A 16,627-nucleotide genomic window follows, 5' to 3' on the forward strand; every position below is an offset into this window, starting at 1 on the left:
GCGGTCGTCTCCTCGGATCAGCGTGCAGGCTTCCACTATGGGGCATGCATGTTATGGATGCCAAGCCTCTATTCATCTGCTTTAAGCCACTTTGTAACGCTTTCGTGTCGACGATTGTTATCCGTATCATTTTCTGCCAGCATGACTCCCAACCACCGCCGACCCCGCTCCACTTCCACGGAAAGGCCGCACCGATGAACAGCACCGACGCTTCCGCTCACGGCCTCCGTGCAGCACGGCAACGCGGTCGTCGCCGGACACGTCTGCTCGTCGCCGCCGGCGCAGCGGTCCTCGCGGGCGTCGTCGTCGCCGGGGTCGCGGTCACCGGGGCCGGAGCGGCTCCCGCGGAGCTGGGGACGATCGGTGGCACCACGGTCACCCGCGACGAGCTGCTCTTCCATATGGAACGTGTCCGCCCCGCGATCGAGAACGAGGTCCTCGTCGAGACCGGCTCCGCGACCGTCGACTGGGATGCACCGCTCGGCGACACGACGGCGATCGACCGCCTGCGCACGGCCGCCCTCGACGAGCTCGCGGCCGACCGCGTCGTCTTCGAGCTCGGCCACGAACACGGGCTGGTGCCGTTCACGGACTTCGCCGGATTCGAACAGACGCTCGCCGACACCAACACGGCGCGCGCCGCACAGCTCGGCGAGGGGGAGGTCGTCTACGGGCTCACCTCGTTCCGCGCGCAGGAGTTCTACGGTCGTCTGCTCGCAGACGCCCGGACCAAGCTGGCCTCGGCCGTGAGCTCGGGAGACGACCCGCTCATCGACGTCTCCGAGGCGCAGGTCCGAGACGCGTTCGACGCGCACGCCGACGATTGGACGCTGAACGCGAGCACCTACGCCCTCACGCGGATCGCCGTGCCACTCGCCTCGACCACGGCCGAGCAGTTCGCCGCCCGGCTCGCGACGGAGGGCGTCGACGCCGTCGGCAGCACCGGCGCGACGGTCTCCGCTTCGACCCTCGACGGTGCCACCGGTCTCCTCGACGGCGGGTCCCGCACGCCCGACCCGCGCCTGGTCGCCGAGGTCGCCACCCTGCCCGTCGGTGCGCTCAGTTCGCCCGTCGTGGAGCAGGGCGACCACGTGGTCTACCGGGTGGACACCGTCACCGTCGACCGCGACGCCGCTTTCGCCGCCTATGCCAGCCGCATCCGAGCCCAGCTCGTGAACGACGCCCTCGACGCGCTCATCGCCGAGCGCGTCGCGGCCCAAGACCGCCAGATGGACAGCAACGCCCTGCACCAACTCACGATGGAGGACACGCACTGATGAACACCGCCACCCCCGCGGCGATCCCGGAACCCCGACGCAGACGTCGGAACCGGTCCGCCCAGCACCCCGCCCTCCGAGGGCTTGCCGCTCTCGGGCTCACCGCCCTCTTCGTCACGGCCTTCGCGCCGGCGGCGTCGGCGGCCCCGACCACCCCCGACGCCGCCGTCCAGGCGGCCGCCGCTCCGACGGGCTGGGCCGGTGACACCCCGAACACGACGGGTGGCACGGACTACTTCGTCGACGCGACCGCCGGTGACGACGCCGCAGCGGGCACCTCGGCCGACACGGCGTGGAAGAGCTTCACGCCCGTCAACGCCAAGACCTTCGCGCCGGGCGACCGCGTCCTCCTGAAGGCCGGGGAGACCTGGTCCGACACCTCCCTGTGGCCGAAGGGTTCCGGGACCGAGGCGGCGCCCATCGTCATCGACGCTTATGGAGCCGCCGATGCGCGTCGCCCCTACATCGCGACGAACGGACAGGTCCCCAGCCCGTTCACGAGCCCGGGCGTGAAGAACCCCGAGACCGTCGGACTGACCGGTGCCGTGATCCTGCGCAACCAGCAGTACGTCCACATCGCGAACCTCGAGGTCTCCAACGACGACGACTTCGGGACCGACATCACGACGGGCAGCTACGTCCGCGACGGTGTCTCCGTGTCGATCAACGCCGACAAGCTCGAGGCCGGTGCCGACTCGATCATGCGCGGCATCAGCGTCACGAACGTCTTCGCGCACGACATCGACGGTCCGTCCTCGTGGCAGAAGATCCACTACGCCGGTGTCAACTTCCAGGTCTTCGGTTCCCAGCAGTACACGGCGTACCCGACGGGTGGCCACCACTTCGAGGACATCAGCATCCAGGACAACACCTTCGAGAACGTCGAGCTGCACGCCGTGCAGTTCGCGTTCAACTGGTTCGGCGACCAGCAGGGCCAGACGGACGCCTCCGGCAAGTACCACGAGGGTTGGGAACAGCTCTGGGTCCGCGACCGCGACCTCTACAGCCGTGACGTGACGATCAGCCACAACTACGCCGAGAGCACCGGCCAGGGCCCGTTCCAGTTCGCGAACACCCAGCGCCTCACCGCCGAGTACAACGAGGCGAACGGCTGGCTCGAGCGCTACAACCAGGTCTCCGCCGGCCTCTACCTGTGGGCCGGTGCCGACAGTGTGATGCGCTTCAACGAGATCTACGGCGGCCCCGCCAACGAGTACGACGCGACGCCGTGGGACCTCGAGTTCACGAACTTCAACGTCGTCTACGAGCACAACTACTCGCACGACAACCAGGGCGGCTGGATGTCCTACATGGGCAACAGCTCCAACTCGATCGCCCGCTACAACCTCAGCGTCAACGACAACGGTGTGATCTTCAAGAACATGCTGTCGTCGAACTACTCGCCCACCTACATCCTCAACAACGTCTTCGTCTACGACGGCGCCGAGCTGGAGAGCTTCCACGACGAGGTGCTGAAGGACCGCGTCTACTTCGCGAACAACGTCTTCTACAACACCTCCACCACCACGTCCACGAACTGGGCGCGGAAGGCCGGCGGCCTCGACAAGGGCGTGTTCTCGAACAACGCCTACTTCGAGGCGAGCGGCAAGCAGTCGGCCAACCAGCCGGTGGACAAGCGGGCCGTCATCGGCGATCCGGAGTTCGTCGGGAACCCGGCCGACTACGCGAAGGACGCCGGCGTCGACGCCATCCGCGACTCCGCCTCGCTGTTCAAGCTCCAGGAGACCTCGCCGTTGATCGACGCCGGTCGCTACAACGAGCGCATCGGCTCCGACGACTTCTTCGGCACCGAGCTCTACTACGGTGACGGCGTCGACATCGGGCTGTACGAGGCCGCGGTCGGTGCGAAGGTCGACAACCCGGTCGACACCGACCCGATCGAGAACGAGGGCGTCGACACCCGCGTCGACCTCGCCAAGGGCAAGCCGATCGTCGCCAATAGCACGCACCCGCACAACGACTTCGAGTTCAACGCGGGCAAGCTCGTCGACGGTGATCCGGCGACACGCTGGGCCGGTGCGGACGACGCCACCTACCCCCTGACGATCGACATCGACTTCGGTGCCGACACGACGTTCGACGAGGTCGACCTCTCGGAGTTCACCGACTCCGGTACCGACGCCCGCGTCAACGCCTTCTCCCTCCAGCGGTGGGACGCGGCCGCCGGTGCCTGGGTGGGCTTCTCCTCCCAGACGGGGATCGGAGCGAGCAAGGTCGTGAAGGACTTCGGTTCGATCACCAGCTCGAAGCTCCGGGTGTCGCTCGAGAGCCTGCTGCCCGGTCAGGTCTACGCACCGACCCTCACCACCATCAGCGTCTTCAACAGCGCGGTCGTCGCCACCGATCCCACGGTGACCCCCACGGCAGCGGTCATGGACAAGAACGCCGCGATGGCGGAGGACCCCGACAACCTGCCGACGTTCACGGTCGACCTCGACGGTGACACCCTCACCGGTCTCCGGTACGTCCAGCCCTCCGGCGCGATCGTCGGCAGCCTCGACGACGCCGACTTCGTCCGCACCGACACGGCGGACGGCGCCACGATCACGCTCACGAACGCGTTCGCCGCCGACAAGGAGCTCGGTGCCTCCGGGGTCGTCTTCGAGTTCGGCTCGAACACGACCGAGCGGGTCACGGTGGAGATCGTCGACACGACGGAACTCGCGGCGTCGATCGCGACGGCGAAGGCCCTCCTCGCCTCGTCAGCGCCCGCAGCGCAGTCGGCGCGCGCCGCCGCTCCGGCGGCCGACGGAGCCGAGACGTTGACCGCGGCGATCGCCTCCGCGGAAGCCGTCCTGGCGCTCGTCAACCGCGACACCGTCGCGACCGGCAACACCGCCGTGACGAACGCCGACGTGCAGGCAGCGGTCGTCGCGCTGAACGCCGCGATCGAGGCCTTCGAGCCCGGTGGCGGCACCCCGGTCACGCCGGGTGGACCGGGCACACCCGGCACGCCCAGCGCAGGAAGCCCCGGTACCGGTGGATCTGGCGCCACCGGTACCGGTTCCGCCGGCGGCTCGCTCGCGAGCACCGGAGTCGACGGTCTCGCACCGGCAGCCGCGGGGATCCTGCTCCTGCTGGCCGGAGCAGCAGCACTCACCCTGCGAGCCCGTCGCGCATCGGCCATGAACCGATGACGGACCGCAGCGACCTCGCCCATCCCCGCAACCGCATCACCGCACTCCCCACCACCCCCTGCAGCACCCACCAGCACTGGGAAGGACCCCTGTCATGAAGCACACGAGAACCGTCGGCGTCATCGCCGCCGTCGCGACGGTCGGCATGCTCGCCGGCTGCGCGGGAAACTCCGGCACGAGCGGCGACGACGCCGACACCCTGAAGATCGCCGCATTCGAAGGCGGCTACGGCTCCGAGATGTACGAGGAGGTCGTCGCGGCCTACGAGAAGCTCAACCCCGACGTGAAGATCGAGCTCACGACGAGCAAGACCCTCGCCGACGAGCTCACCCCGCAGGTCGCGGCCGGCGACTACCCCGACCTCGTCGTCCTCGGCCTCGGCGCCAAGGAGGGCTTCACCGAGTCCTTCGTCCGCGACAGCAACCTCGAGGACCTCACGAGCGTCCTCGACGCGAAGATCCCCGGCGAGGACGTCACCGTCGGCGACAAGCTGACCCCCGGCATCGTCGGCAACCTCAACACCAACCCCTACGGTGACGACGAGGTCTACCTCATGCCGATGTACGCGTCGCCCACGGGCCTCGTCTACAACCAGAAGCTGTTCGCCGACAACGGCTGGACCGTCCCCACCACCTGGGACGAGATGTTCGAACTCGGCGACGAGGCGAAGGCGGAGGGCATCTCGCTCTTCACCTACCCGACGGCCGGCTACCTCGACTCGTACTTCTTCTCGCTGCTGTCCGCGGTGGGCGGGCCGGAGTTCCTCAACGACGTCCTCACCTACAAGAAGGACGTGTGGAAGTCCGACGACGCGACCGAGGCCCTCGAACTGACGACGAAGCTCCTCAGCTACGCGGCACCGACCACGGTCGGCTACGCCAACGGTCAGGACTTCACGAAGAACCAGCAGACCATCCTCGACGGCACCACGCTGTTCATGCCGAACGGGTCGTGGATCGCCAACGAGATGAAGGACGCCCCACGCACCGACGGGTTCCAGTGGGGGCTCACCCCGGTCCCCGCTCCAGAGGCCGACGGCACGCGCTACCTGACGACGTTCGTCGAGTCGGCGTGGGTCCCGAAGGAGGCCACGAACAAGGACGCGGCGAAGGACTTCATCGCGTACCTGTACTCGGACGAGGCCGCTGACATGTTCGCGAAGGCCAACGCCATCCAGCCGGTCCAGGGACTCCCGGAGCGCCTGACCGGTGAGGCGAAGGACTTCTACGCCGTCTACAGCGAGCCCGGTGTCGAGGCCGTCGTCGGTGCCTTCGCCGCGACCAAGCCGGTCCCCGGGGTCGACCTCAAGGCCACGCTGTTCGACGCGGCCAACAGTGTCCTCTCCGGCACCACCACCCTCGAGGACTGGCAGAACCAGGTCAACGAGGCGAGCAACAAGCTCACCGACCAGCTCGCGGGCTGATCCCGACCGGTGTGCCCGTCCGATCCCCCTATCGGACGGGCACACCCCTCAACGCAGAAAGGACGCGCCGTGGCCAGACGCCCCGTCTCCCTCAACACCCGTGGGAAGAACCGCTTCGTGCTGCTGTGCGTCGCGCCCGCGATCATCCTCTACGTGCTCTTCATGGTCGTCCCGACCTTCGACGTGTTCCGGATGTCGCTCTACAACTGGACCGGCGTCGGCGGCACCCCCACGTTCGCCGGCTTCGACAACTTCATCGCCCTCGCCGGCGACATGCAGTTCGTGCGGGCATTTCAGAACACCGTCTTCCTCCTCGTGGTCGTCTCCATCGTGACGATGGCCGGCGGGCTCGTGCTCGCCGGGGTCATGACGCAGGGCAAGGTGCGCGCCCGCAACCTCTACCGCTTCGTGCTCTACCTGCCGAGCGTCCTGTCGATCGTCGTCGTCGCCGCGATCTTCTCCGCCGTGTACGACCAGCAGAACGGGCTCATCAACGGCTCGTTGACCTTCCTCGGCCTCGAGTCGTTGTCGCAGGTCTGGCTCGGCGACCAGAAGATCATCATGTACAGCATCGCCTTCGCGATGGTGTGGCAGTCGCTCGGCTACTACCTCGTCCTCTACATGTCGGGCATGTCGAACATCCCGGCGGAGATCTACGAGGCCTCAGCGCTCGACGGGGCCGGCCCGTTCCGGCAGTTCCTCGACGTCACGCTGCCGCTCGTCTGGGAGACGCTCCGCACCTCCCTCATCTTCTTCATCATCAGCTCGATCAACCTCGCCTTCGTCCTCGTCCGGGCCCTCACCGGTGGCGGCCCCGACGGTTCCTCCGAGGTCCTCCTCGACTACATGTACAAGCAGGCGTACACGAACTCGAGCTACGGCTACGGCATGGCCATCGGGACGGCGATCTTCCTGTTCTCATTCCTCGCGGCGCTCATCATCAGCCGTGCGACCAAGCGAGAGGTCCTCCAGTTCTGATGACCACGACCACCTCAGCTCCCGTCCCGCCGATCGTGACACCGCCGTCATCCTCGGTTCCACCCGGACCCACCTCCCGTCGGCGCGTCCGTCGCCGCAAGCCGGTGTCCTGGGTCTCGAACCTCGTCCTGATCCTCATCTCGCTCATGATCCTGGTGCCCGTGCTCTGGGTCGTCATGGCGTCGGTCAAGACCAAGGGCGAGTTCTACGGCAACCCGTGGGCGCTGCCCGAGGGTCTGCACTGGCAGAACTTCGTCGACGCGTTCGTCGACGCGAACATGGGCCCCTACCTGCTCAATTCGCTCCTGGTCACGGTCGTCGGCCTCTGTTTCGTCCTCATCATCGCCGTGCCGGCCGCCTATGCGCTGGCCCGGTTCGAGTTCCGCGGCAAGTCGATCCTCGAGACGCTGCTGCTCGCCGGCCTGTTCATCAACGTGAACTACATCGTCATCCCGATCTTCCTCATGCTCCTCGGGTGGGACAAGGCCCTGCGGACGTTCATGCCGAGCGGCTTCTTCATCGACAACCTGTTCGTCCTCGGGCTCGTCTACGCTGCGACGTCGCTGCCGTTCACGATCTACCTGCTGCTCGCCTACTTCCGCACCATCCCGGTGTCCTACGAGGAGGCCGCCACGCTCGACGGCGCGTCGCGGTTCCGCACGATGCGGACGGTCATGCTGCCGATGGCGATGCCGGCGATCAGCACGGCGATCCTGTTCAACTTCCTGAGCTACTGGAACGACTACATCATCTCGTTGTCGCTGATCCCGGGTGAGAACAAGACCCTGCAGGTGGGGCTGCTGAACCTGTTCCAGGCGCAACGCGCGGCCGCCGATTACGGCCGGTTGTACGCGGGTATGGTGATCGTCATCATCCCCGTCGTGATCCTCTACATCATCATCCAGAAACGTCTGTTGCAGAACGTCGGAGCCGGAGGGCTGAAGGAATGACCAAGGAACGTGTGGGAGCCGTCGTCGCGGCGGTCGTGTTCGTGAGCTGCGTGGCCGCGGTGATCATCGCCAACCAGTCGGTGGGGTGGGTGAACCTCGGGGTGATGCTCCTCGGGCTCGCCGGCTTGATCACGCTGCTCGCCCTCTACAACCGGAGGTTCCGATGAGCCGCGCGGGGGCCGAGCGTTCGGCCGGAGCGACGATCGACACTGCGCAGCGCCTGGCCGAGGCGGTCGCCGTCGTGCCGTCGCCGCGGCAACTCGCTTGGCAGCGCCTTGAGTTCTACGGCTTCATCCACTTCGGGGTCAACACGATGACCGACCGGGAGTGGGGTGACGGCACCGAATCGCCCGCCGTGTTCGACCCGTCCGGCGTCGACGCCGAGCAGTGGGTCGCCGCGGCGAAGAGCGCCGGCATGCGCGGGCTCATCCTCACCTGCAAGCACCACGACGGGTTCGCGCTGTGGCCGACAGCCGTGAGCGACCATTCCGTCGCGTCGAGCCCGTGGCGCGATGGCGGTGGCGATCTCGTCGCCGAGGTCGCGGCGGCGTGCCGGGCGGCCGGACTCGCGTTCGGTGTCTACCTGTCGCCCTGGGATCGCGCCGAGGCCAGCTACGGCTCGGGTGACGCCTATGACGACTTCTTCGTCGCGCAGCTCACCGAACTCCTCACCGGCTACGGCGAGTTGTTCTCGGTCTGGTTCGACGGCGCGAACGGTGAAGGGCCGAACGGCAAGAAGCAGCTGTACGACTGGGACCGCTACTACGCCGTCGTCCGCGAACTCCAGCCGAACGCGGCGATCAGCGTGTGCGGGCCGGATGTGCGCTGGTGCGGGAACGAGGCCGGATCGACCCGCGCGGACGAGTGGAGTGTGGTGCCGGCGTCATTGCGTGACGCGGAGCGCACCGCCGACCGCTCGCAGCAGGTCGACGACGGGCTCTTCTCGCGGGCGGTGCAGTCCGACGAGGAGGACCTCGGCAGTCGCTCCGCGATCGTTGCGACCGCGGAGCCGCTCGTCTGGTACCCGGCCGAGGTCAACACCTCGATCCGTCCGGGCTGGTTCCACCACCCTGCGGAGGACGGGATGGTCCGGTCGGCCGAGGAGCTCTTCGACATCTACGAGCGCAGCGTCGGCGGGAACGCGACGTTCCTGCTCAACCTGCCGCCGACCCGCGACGGGGTGATCGCGGAGCCCGACCTCGAGAGCCTCGCCGGTCTCGGCCGACTGATCGACGAGCTGGAGCGGCTCGACGTCGCCGGCTCCGCACTGCTCACGATGTCGAGCGCGCCGGTGCCGGCCGCGTCGATCACGGGGACCGGGTCGCAGCTGGACGTGGTGACGTGGCGCCCGGACGACGACGATCCCCTGCCGACCCTGCGGTTCCGATGGGACCGACCGCAGCCGGTGTCCGGAGTGAGTGTGCGGGAGGCGATCGCACATGGCCAGGTGGTCGAGGGGGTCGAGGTCTCGGTGCTGGATGTCGACGGTGTGCCGCGGGTGCTCGCTTCGGCGGCGACCGTGGGTGCTCAGCGGATCCTCCGGTTCGACGCGGTCGAGACGACCGAGTTGCGCGTGACGATCACCGCATCCCGAGCGCAGCCGCACCTCGCGCGGATCTCGGTCTTCACCGCCTCCTGACGCTCTTCCTCCGCCGGTCTGTGTCAGCGTGTTGTGCCGGCGCGGTGCGCTGGCGTGAGCGCGGTGCTGCGGGCACGGGCGCGCCCCGGTGACGTGGGCGCGGGCCTCCGGAGGGGTGCGCTCACGCCGCTGGGGCGCGCTCACGGCGTTGAACGGGTGCGGGGTTCAGCAGCCGATGGTGGGTGTGCCGGGTCGGCAGGGTTGGTCGACGCCGACGGTCGCGTTGCGGACGATCTGGATGGGGTGCGGAGTGTCGGTGGGGATGGTCAGGGTTCCGACGACGGGAAGCCAGCCACTGTCGCCGACGCGGTACTCGGCTGCGTACTCGACCTCCACGGTGATCGTCTTGGTCCCGACGGTCGTGTACCGGTGACTGGTCGGCGTTTTGGAGAACTCGGGGAGTCCGAGAGACGCCCAGGTGGCGCCACCGGTGCTGCTGGTGGCGGTGGTGCCGTCGCCGTAGTCGATGGTGAACCCGACGGGGATGAAGTTCACCTCCGCCGTCTGACCGAGCAGAGTGCCCGAGCGGGTGTGACCAGACGCACCGGCGATGACGTTGGTGTGCAGCCCGCGGATTCCCCAGCTCCGTGGTTCGGTGGTGACGGTCGGGGCGGCGGGCGCGAAGCTGATGAGGTCCCGGATGGTGACCGGTTGTGCGGCGGGTGTGGGTTCGAAGCCGGGGATCAGCTCGCCGGGGGTGATCGTGTAGCAGTCGTCGGGACGCACGAGACTGCACACGGTCCGTTCCCCGTTGGGTCCGTCGGTGACGCCGGGCGGAAGCTCGGTCGAACCGCCACCGCTGTCACCACCGCCTGAGCCACCGGAACCCCCACCCCCGGTCCCGGGCCGCTCGACACTGCCACCGATATCGACCGAACCGTTGCCGATGCAGGCGCCGATGGCGTGGTCCACATCTGAACACTGCGCAGCCACTGCGACACTTCCAGGCGCCACCGCGATGAACAAGCCGATGACGAGAGCTCCAACGGCGATGACCGCCGGACGGCGAGCGTTCAGTCGTCGCATCGATCGTCCACCTTCTCCTTGGCGCCCACGATGAGCGTCTGATCGTTCTCCCGGTAGGAGATGTCGACCGACCACAAGGACTGGGGCTGCCGTTCCGTCGACACGACCGACGTGCCTGCGCCGTCGACCACCTGGACATTCGATATGTCGATGCAGAGCTCCGCCCGAGCCACCACCTGCAGGGGGTCTGGGTAGGGCAACCAGAGATCCAGGGCAGTGGATTGGATGGTTGGCGCCCCGGTGAACACATATCCCTGATCTGCTGCGCGGCGATATCCGTCCATCTCCGTTTCCGCTACCTCGTCCGAGGTCAGCGATCGAATTCGCTCGGGGTCAGCCCCTCCCTCCGCGAGGATCTGGTACGACAGCTGCTGGAACCGCTGGTACGTCTCCGTCACCGCGGCGAGTGCCTCCTCCTCGCTGGCGAACACCGGCGGGGCGCTACTCGGCGGCGGCGCGGGATCCGGGCCGGAGCACGCCGTCAGGGCGAGGAGGCCCGCCGCGAGGGCGAGGGCGGAATGGGTGCGAGGACGTGGTGTGACTGGCATCCCTCGACGCTAGGCGCGGACGGATCCCGACCCGGGGCTATCCACAGAGCAGATATGCCTACACCGACATATGTCTTTGATAGGCGCGGTCCGGGCGGCTGGAACCGGCCTAACGACGACCGAGCCACCAGGCGGGGGAGGCGGCGATGACGGTGCGGGCGGCGGCGTCGATGTCGTCGAGCTCCCCGGTGCGGAGCCACTCCTCGATCGCCGCGACCGTGCCGGCCCCGGCGTAAGCGACGAGCATGCGCACGTGTCGTTCGGGGTCGACGCCCTCCTCGCGCGGCGGGGCGATCTGCGGGTGACGGTCGAGGTGGTGACGGAGGGCCGCCTCGATCCGTTCGGTGAGCGCATCGCGGAGTGGTCCGACGAGCCGGGGCTGCATCGCGTTGCGGTAGATCGTCGCGTGCTCGGCGACGTGCCGCAGGAGGTCGCGCTCCGACTCGTCGAAGACGCTCAGTTCGGAGCCGCTCTCCGCCGGGAGGTCGACGTGCGCGCGCAGCGTGTCGTCCAGTTCCTCGCCGAGCACGTCGGCGAGCAGGTGGACGGGCGTCGGCGCGTGCCTGTAGAAGGTGTCGCGGGTGATCCCGGCCGCTCGAGCGACATCCGCGACCGTCACCTGGTCGATGCGGCGCTCCGTCGCGAGCGTGTGGATCGCCTCGCGGAGGGCGCGGCGGGTGCGTGCCTGGCGGGGGTCCATCCGCTCACTCTAGTGAGCGCGGCTGCGAGCTCGTCGCGGGCTCGAAGCGGGCGACTTGCACCCTGGGATGGAGAGTGCAATACTGCACTTCGTGATGCAGAGTGCAACTTCGACGAATCGGCTGTCCGAGCGGATGGCCGCGACCGCCACACGCCTGACGACGGTGTCCCGACGACTCACCGCTGCCCAGGGCCTCAACGGGTTCACCATCGAGGAACTCTGTGAGGAGGTCGGCGTCTCGCGCCGCACCTTCTTCAACTACTTCCCGAGCAAGGAGGACGCGGTCCTCGGCATCGACGAGTCCGAGGAGAGCGAGCGGTTCGCTACCGAGTTCCTCGCCCTCGGCTCGCGGGGGTGGCGCGCCGTGCTCGACGACTTCATGCTCATCGCGGCCGCCCATGCGGAGCGGTCCGGGTTCGGCCTCGCCGAGCACGTCGACTTCCACGCCGCCCTCGAGCGCGAACCCAAGCTGTTGGTCCGCTTCATGGGCCTGAACCGCGAGCGCGAGCAGATGCTCGTCGAGCTCATCGCCGTGCGGGAAGGCGTCCCGGCCGACGACCCGCGTGCCCGCGCCTGCGCCGACCTCTTCGGGATGGCGATCAAGACGACCATGGCGCGCGTGTTCGGCAGCGGTGTCGTCGACCTCGGCGAGGGCGGCGAGTTCGACATCGTCGGCTCCATCCGCGACTGCCTCGCGACCTACCGCGCCGTGCTCGAGCCTGCCGAGGACGACGGCGACGCAGCCGCCCCCCAGAACCCCCACACCAACCCCACTCCCCGAAAGGACCTCCCGTGACCGCCGCCACCGCCGCGCCCACCGAGGGCCCGATGCTGCTCACCAAGCGCCGCATCTGGATCATCTTCGCCGCCCTCATCGCGGGCATGCTGCTCTCCAGCCTCGACCAGACGATCGTCTCCACAGCCATGCCGACGATCGTCGGGCAGCTGGGTGGCGTCGACCACCAGGTCTGGCTCACCACCGCCTACCTGCTGGCGACCACCGTCGTCATGCCCGTGTACGGCAAGTTCGGTGACGTCCTCGGCCGTCGTCGACTGTTCCTCGTCGCGATCGCGCTGTTCACCATCGCCTCCGTCGGGTGCGCCTTCGCCGGCGACTTCACCCAGCTCATCGTGTGGCGCGCCGTCCAGGGCCTCGGCGGCGGCGGGCTCATGATCCTGTCGCAGGCGATCATCGCCGACATCGTCCCCGCCTCCGAGCGCGGCAAGTACCTCGGCCCGCTCGGCGCCGTGTTCGGTCTCTCCGCCGTCGGTGGCCCGCTCCTCGGTGGTTTCTTCGTCGACCACCTCACCTGGCAGTGGGCGTTCTACATCAACATCCCGGTCGGCATCGCCGCCTTCGCGATCGCGTTCTTCACCCTGAAGCTGCCGAACAAGAAGGCCACGGCCCCGATCGACATCCTCGGCGTGATCTTCCTCTCGGCCTTCACCACCTGCCTGATCTTCTTCACCGACTTCGGCGGTGACGAGGCCCACGGCTGGGGTGCGATCGAGACCTGGTTGTTCGGCATCGGCATGCTCGTCGCCGCACTGCTCTTCGTCGTCACCGAGGCGCGCGCGAAGGACCCGATCATCCCGTTGTCGCTGTTCAAGAACCCGACGTTCATCAACGCGACCGCGATCGGCCTCACGCTCGGGCTCGGCATGTTCTCGGCGATCGGCTTCGTGCCGACCTTCCTCCAGATGTCGTCCGGCACCTCCGCCGCCGCGTCCGGCCTGCTCATGATCCCGATGATGGTCGGCCTCATCGGCACGTCGATCGTGTCGGGCAACCTGATCACCAAGACCGGTCGCTACCGCATGTTCCCGGTCATCGGCACGCTCGTCACGGCGGCGTCCATGATCGCCTTCACGACGCTCACGGCTGACACCCCGATCTGGCTCATCTGCGTGTTCCTGTTCTTCTTCGGCGCCGGCCTCGGCCTGATCATGCAGGTCGTCGTCCTGGTGGCGCAGAACTCGGTCGACGCGTCGATGGTCGGTACGGCGACGAGCACGAACAACTACTTCCGCGAGGTCGGTGCATCGCTCGGGGTCGCCGTGTTCGGCACGATCTTCACCACGCGCCTGACCTCGAACCTGCGGGACGTCTTCGCCGGTTCGGGTGCGAGCCCAGACGAGGCGTCCAGTGCGGCGTCGACGATCGACCCGCAGACGCTCAGCCAGCTCCCGCCCGGCGTCCGCGACGGTGTCGTGACCGCGTACGCCGACGCGCTCGCCCCGGTGTTCTGGTACCTGCTGCCGTTCATCGGTGCTGCGTTCCTGCTCTCGCTGCTGCTCAAGCAGATCCCGCTCTCCGACGTCGCCGGGCTCGTCGCCCGCGGCGAGGCCCTCGGTGGCGAGGAGGCGGAGTCCCTCGAAGCCGCCGCGCGCGGCAAGGTGACGGCGTCCGCCGCCGGTGGCACGACGACGGACCGGGCGAGTGGCGGCGACGATCCAGCGACGACCACCTCCGAGTCGCGCGAGCGGTAGCCGCAACCGGTCGGACGACGACGGCCCCGGGACCTGAGGTCCCGGGGCCGTCTGTCGTGCGGCGGACGGCTAGCCCTTCGGCGAGACGACCTTGATCCGGGAGTGACCCGAGGGGCCGCCGGTCGACTCGATGTAGGTCTTGAACGCCTCGAGCGTCCCACGGACGGCCCGCCCGGCGAGCCCGAGCGCCGCAGCGGTCCGCTCCACCGCGGTCACCGGCTTCCAGTGCACCGTGACGTCCACGCGGGTCTGCTGCTTGTCGATCGCCTCGAACGCGGCGTCACCACTGAACCAGACGTCGCCTTCGATGGTGCGCCAGACCAGACGCTCCTCGGGAAGCTGCTCGAGGATCTCGACCAGGAACTGCCGCGAGAGTTTGCTGATCGCGACGGTCCAGCGACTGTAGACCTCGCCGGTCGTCGACACCTCGCGCACCGCCGGGAGGAACTCCGGGTACGACTCGAAGTCGACCCACTGCTTGTAGACGGCCGCGATGGGGAGCTCGACGATGACACTGTGCTGCACGGTCGACACCCCGTCGCGCTCCCGGCGGTCGCGTTTCGCCGACTGCTCCTCGTCCGGCCCGGTGCCGGGCTCGTCGTCCGCTGCCGCTGCTGACATGCCTCGTCGTCTCATTTGTCCTTCTTGCCGTTCCCGTTGCCGTTGCCGTTGTTGCCCTTGTCGCCGTTCTTGCCGTTGTCACCCTTGTCGCCGTCGTTCCCGTTCCCGGGGCCACCGTCGTCGCCTGGCTCGTCCGCGCCGTCATCCACCGGGGCGGCAGGCTCCACCGGCTCGACCGAACTGGGCGTGGGCGTCGGCGTCGGTGTGGCTGCCGGCGTCTCGACGACGGGGGAGAGGTCGGCGCGGACGGTGGCGATCGCCGATCGGATCTCCGACAGTCGGCTCGCGGAGACGGAACCGTCCGCCTCAGCTTCGGCCAGCCGCGCCTCGAGGGCGTCCAACGCCGCGATGGCACCGGTGGTGTCGCCGGCGGCGGCGGCATCGGCGACCAGGATGACCCCCTGTTGCAGCTCACGGCCGGTGTCCGCATCGAGTCCGGCGTCCGGCGACGCGCAGCCGCCGAGCAGCGCCACGACGAGCAGGGGCGCTGCGAACAGCGCCCGAGTGCGGTTCCCCGGCCGCGTCACGGGGTCACCTCCCGCATCAGCTCGTCCAGGTGCGTCGACAGCGGATCCGGCAGCTCAGGCAGGGCCGGCACGGAGGGTTGCGCCGACGAGACGAGGAACCACACGAGGGCGGCGGCCGCCACGAGCAGGATCACGCCGAGGAGCACCCAGACCCGGATCGTCCGCCGGCGGCGCTCGACGGCGGCGCGTCGAGCGCGCTCGTCGACCCGACGCGTCGAGCGCGGGGAGTCATCGAGCACGGCCGTCGTGGCGAGCCCCTCACCGTCGCGCGATCCGCTCGGGAGCACCAGCGTCGGATCGGCAGGCGGGCCCGGCGCGTCGAACCGTTCCGTCGTCGCCGTCGGAGTCGCCGCCATCGCGGTGGCAGGCGTGGTCGCGTCCGTCGTCGACGCCGGTCCGGCCGACATCGCCATCGTCGCGGTCGCCGGATCCGGTGCCTGGTCGCGCACCGGGTCGAGGTCGCGGACCGCCATGGCGACCTCGAGCGCCGTCGGGCGCGCGGCCGGATCCGACGCGGTCATCGCCGTCAGCAGGGACTTCCACTGGTACCCGAGCGTCCCGGGGATCGTCGGCGACGCGTTCAAGCGCGCCATCAGGGATTCATGGGTGCTCGTCTGCGGGTAGGCGCGGCGGCCCGTCAGGGCTTCGAGGAGGACCAACCCGAGGGCGTAGACGTCGGCGGGTGTGGCCGGATCGGCGCCCCGGACGAGTTCGGGACTGAGGTACGCGACGGTGCCCATCAGGGAGCCGGGTGCGGTCATGCGGGTGCTGTCGATGAGGTGCGCGATGCCGAAGTCGGCGAGCTTCGCGCGATACTCCTGGTGCGGGAGGACCGATCGGCGCAACAGCACGTTCGACGGCTTGATGTCGCGGTGCACGACCCTGGCGGCGTGCACGGTGTGCAGCGCCTCCGCGAGGTCGACCGCCATCGCAGCGACCTCAGGTGACGGCAGCGGCGATCGGCTGATGCGCTGCGACAGCGTCGGTCCGTCGACGTACTCCATGACGAGGTAGGAACCGTCACCGGAGAAGACGCGCGCGTCGAAGAGGGTGACGAGCGCGTGGTGGTTGAGCGAGGCCAGCAGACGCGTCTCCGAGGCGGTCCGCGCTCCCAACGAGGCGTCGGTCGTGCCGGGGCGGAACAGCTTCACCGCGACCTGACGCCCGAGGGTCTCGTCGGTCGCGAGGTGGACGGTCGCCATGCCGCCGGATCCGATGCGCGCTCCCAGGCGGTAGCGTCCGTCGAGGAGTTCGCCGGTGCGCGGGTCGTCGACGCCGGGTTCGGCCATG

15 protein-coding genes are annotated in these 16,627 nt (G+C 68.6%); 9 read left to right on the plus strand and 6 right to left on the minus strand.

The genetic code is table 11. The features are described 5' to 3' along the window. Positions 1–194 precede the first annotated feature (194 nt). The 7 genes from QRN26_RS01415 (at position 195) to QRN26_RS01445 (ending at position 9,425) form a co-directional block, all read left to right on the plus strand. A complete protein-coding gene (locus QRN26_RS01415) occupies positions 195–1,277 on the plus strand; it encodes a peptidylprolyl isomerase (RefSeq protein ID WP_285034999.1) in 1,083 nt (360 codons plus the stop codon). Then, positions 1,277–4,435 carry a discoidin domain-containing protein gene (locus tag QRN26_RS01420; RefSeq protein WP_285035000.1) on the plus strand — a complete coding sequence of 1,053 codons (3,159 nt, stop codon included), beginning with the start codon at positions 1,277–1,279 and terminating at the stop codon, positions 4,433–4,435. The genes QRN26_RS01415 and QRN26_RS01420 overlap by 1 nt, the downstream gene beginning before the upstream one ends. Positions 4,436–4,529: 94 nt before the next feature. Next, positions 4,530–5,858, plus strand: a complete 1,329-nt coding sequence (locus tag QRN26_RS01425) for a carbohydrate ABC transporter substrate-binding protein (protein WP_285035001.1) — start codon at positions 4,530–4,532, stop codon at positions 5,856–5,858. Positions 5,859–5,927: 69 nt separating this feature from the next. Next, positions 5,928–6,836 carry a carbohydrate ABC transporter permease gene (locus QRN26_RS01430; protein WP_285035002.1) on the plus strand — a complete coding sequence of 303 codons (909 nt, stop codon included), beginning with the start codon at positions 5,928–5,930 and terminating at the stop codon, positions 6,834–6,836. Then, complete coding sequence (locus QRN26_RS01435) at positions 6,836–7,786, plus strand: carbohydrate ABC transporter permease (protein ID WP_285035003.1); 951 nt, start codon at positions 6,836–6,838, stop codon at positions 7,784–7,786. The genes QRN26_RS01430 and QRN26_RS01435 overlap by 1 nt, the downstream gene beginning before the upstream one ends. Then, positions 7,783–7,953 (plus strand): DUF6903 family protein, encoded by a 171-nt coding sequence (locus QRN26_RS01440; RefSeq protein WP_285035004.1) that lies wholly within the window; start codon positions 7,783–7,785, stop codon positions 7,951–7,953. The genes QRN26_RS01435 and QRN26_RS01440 overlap by 4 nt, the downstream gene beginning before the upstream one ends. Continuing rightward, entirely contained in the window at positions 7,950–9,425 is a 1,476-nt protein-coding gene (locus QRN26_RS01445; protein WP_285035005.1) for an alpha-L-fucosidase, read from the plus strand. Before QRN26_RS01440 ends, QRN26_RS01445 begins: the two co-directional genes overlap by 4 nt. A 165-nt stretch (positions 9,426–9,590) precedes the next feature. Here QRN26_RS01445 and QRN26_RS01450 read toward each other — a convergent pair whose 3' ends face one another. From QRN26_RS01450 to QRN26_RS01460, 3 genes are all read right to left on the minus strand, one after another. Next, complete coding sequence (locus tag QRN26_RS01450) at positions 9,591–10,337, minus strand: hypothetical protein (protein WP_285035006.1); 747 nt, start codon at positions 10,335–10,337, stop codon at positions 9,591–9,593. Positions 10,338–10,438: 101 nt separating this feature from the next. Then, entirely contained in the window at positions 10,439–10,882 is a 444-nt protein-coding gene (locus QRN26_RS01455; RefSeq protein WP_285035007.1) for a hypothetical protein, read from the minus strand. A gap of 226 nt (positions 10,883–11,108) precedes the next feature. Next, positions 11,109–11,699 carry a TetR/AcrR family transcriptional regulator gene (locus QRN26_RS01460; protein WP_285035008.1) on the minus strand — a complete coding sequence of 197 codons (591 nt, stop codon included), beginning with the start codon at positions 11,697–11,699 and terminating at the stop codon, positions 11,109–11,111. Positions 11,700–11,793: 94 nt separating this feature from the next. Between QRN26_RS01460 and QRN26_RS01465 the strand changes: the two genes are divergently transcribed. Next, the gene (locus tag QRN26_RS01465) at positions 11,794–12,495 is read left to right on the plus strand and encodes a TetR/AcrR family transcriptional regulator (RefSeq protein WP_162235723.1); all 702 of its coding nucleotides are present in this window, start codon (positions 11,794–11,796) and stop codon (positions 12,493–12,495) included. A 32-nt stretch (positions 12,496–12,527) separates the two neighbouring features. After that, positions 12,528–14,189, plus strand: a complete 1,662-nt coding sequence (locus tag QRN26_RS01470) for an MDR family MFS transporter (protein WP_285035124.1) — start codon at positions 12,528–12,530, stop codon at positions 14,187–14,189. Between the two features lie 69 nt (positions 14,190–14,258). Here QRN26_RS01470 and QRN26_RS01475 read toward each other — a convergent pair whose 3' ends face one another. The 3 genes from QRN26_RS01475 to QRN26_RS01485 are packed head-to-tail and all read right to left on the minus strand — an operon-like array spanning position 14,259 to position 16,626. Next, positions 14,259–14,810: an SRPBCC family protein gene (locus QRN26_RS01475; protein ID WP_285035009.1), complete on the minus strand. Its 552-nt coding sequence runs from the start codon at positions 14,808–14,810 to the stop codon at positions 14,259–14,261. A gap of 11 nt (positions 14,811–14,821) precedes the next feature. Then, positions 14,822–15,337, minus strand: a complete 516-nt coding sequence (locus tag QRN26_RS01480; protein ID WP_285035010.1) for a hypothetical protein — start codon at positions 15,335–15,337, stop codon at positions 14,822–14,824. Next, positions 15,334–16,626, minus strand: a complete 1,293-nt coding sequence (locus tag QRN26_RS01485) for a serine/threonine-protein kinase (RefSeq protein WP_285035011.1) — start codon at positions 16,624–16,626, stop codon at positions 15,334–15,336. The genes QRN26_RS01480 and QRN26_RS01485 overlap by 4 nt, the downstream gene beginning before the upstream one ends. Position 16,627: the final 1 nt, after the last annotated feature.

Source organism: Plantibacter sp. ME-Dv--P-095 (assembly GCF_030209365.1).
Classification (GTDB): Bacteria; Actinomycetota; Actinomycetes; order Actinomycetales; family Microbacteriaceae; genus Plantibacter.

Bases quoted from the DNA above. Each gene is read 5' to 3' on its own strand.
- QRN26_RS01460 (WP_285035008.1), bottom strand. From the start codon at position 11,699: ATGGACCCCCGCCAGGCACGCACCCGCCGCGCCCTCCGCGAGGCGATC.
- QRN26_RS01420 (WP_285035000.1), top strand. From the start codon at position 1,277: ATGAACACCGCCACCCCCGCGGCGATCCCGGAACCCCGACGCAGACGT.
- QRN26_RS01415 (WP_285034999.1), top strand. From the start codon at position 195: ATGAACAGCACCGACGCTTCCGCTCACGGCCTCCGTGCAGCACGGCAA.
- QRN26_RS01445 (WP_285035005.1), top strand. From the start codon at position 7,950: ATGAGCCGCGCGGGGGCCGAGCGTTCGGCCGGAGCGACGATCGACACT.
- QRN26_RS01440 (WP_285035004.1), top strand. From the start codon at position 7,783: ATGACCAAGGAACGTGTGGGAGCCGTCGTCGCGGCGGTCGTGTTCGTG.
- QRN26_RS01435 (WP_285035003.1), top strand. From the start codon at position 6,836: ATGACCACGACCACCTCAGCTCCCGTCCCGCCGATCGTGACACCGCCG.
- QRN26_RS01485 (WP_285035011.1), bottom strand. From the start codon at position 16,626: ATGGCCGAACCCGGCGTCGACGACCCGCGCACCGGCGAACTCCTCGAC.
- QRN26_RS01470 (WP_285035124.1), top strand. From the start codon at position 12,528: ATGCTGCTCACCAAGCGCCGCATCTGGATCATCTTCGCCGCCCTCATC.
- QRN26_RS01475 (WP_285035009.1), bottom strand. From the start codon at position 14,810: ATGTCAGCAGCGGCAGCGGACGACGAGCCCGGCACCGGGCCGGACGAG.
- QRN26_RS01465 (WP_162235723.1), top strand. From the start codon at position 11,794: ATGCAGAGTGCAACTTCGACGAATCGGCTGTCCGAGCGGATGGCCGCG.
- QRN26_RS01425 (WP_285035001.1), top strand. From the start codon at position 4,530: ATGAAGCACACGAGAACCGTCGGCGTCATCGCCGCCGTCGCGACGGTC.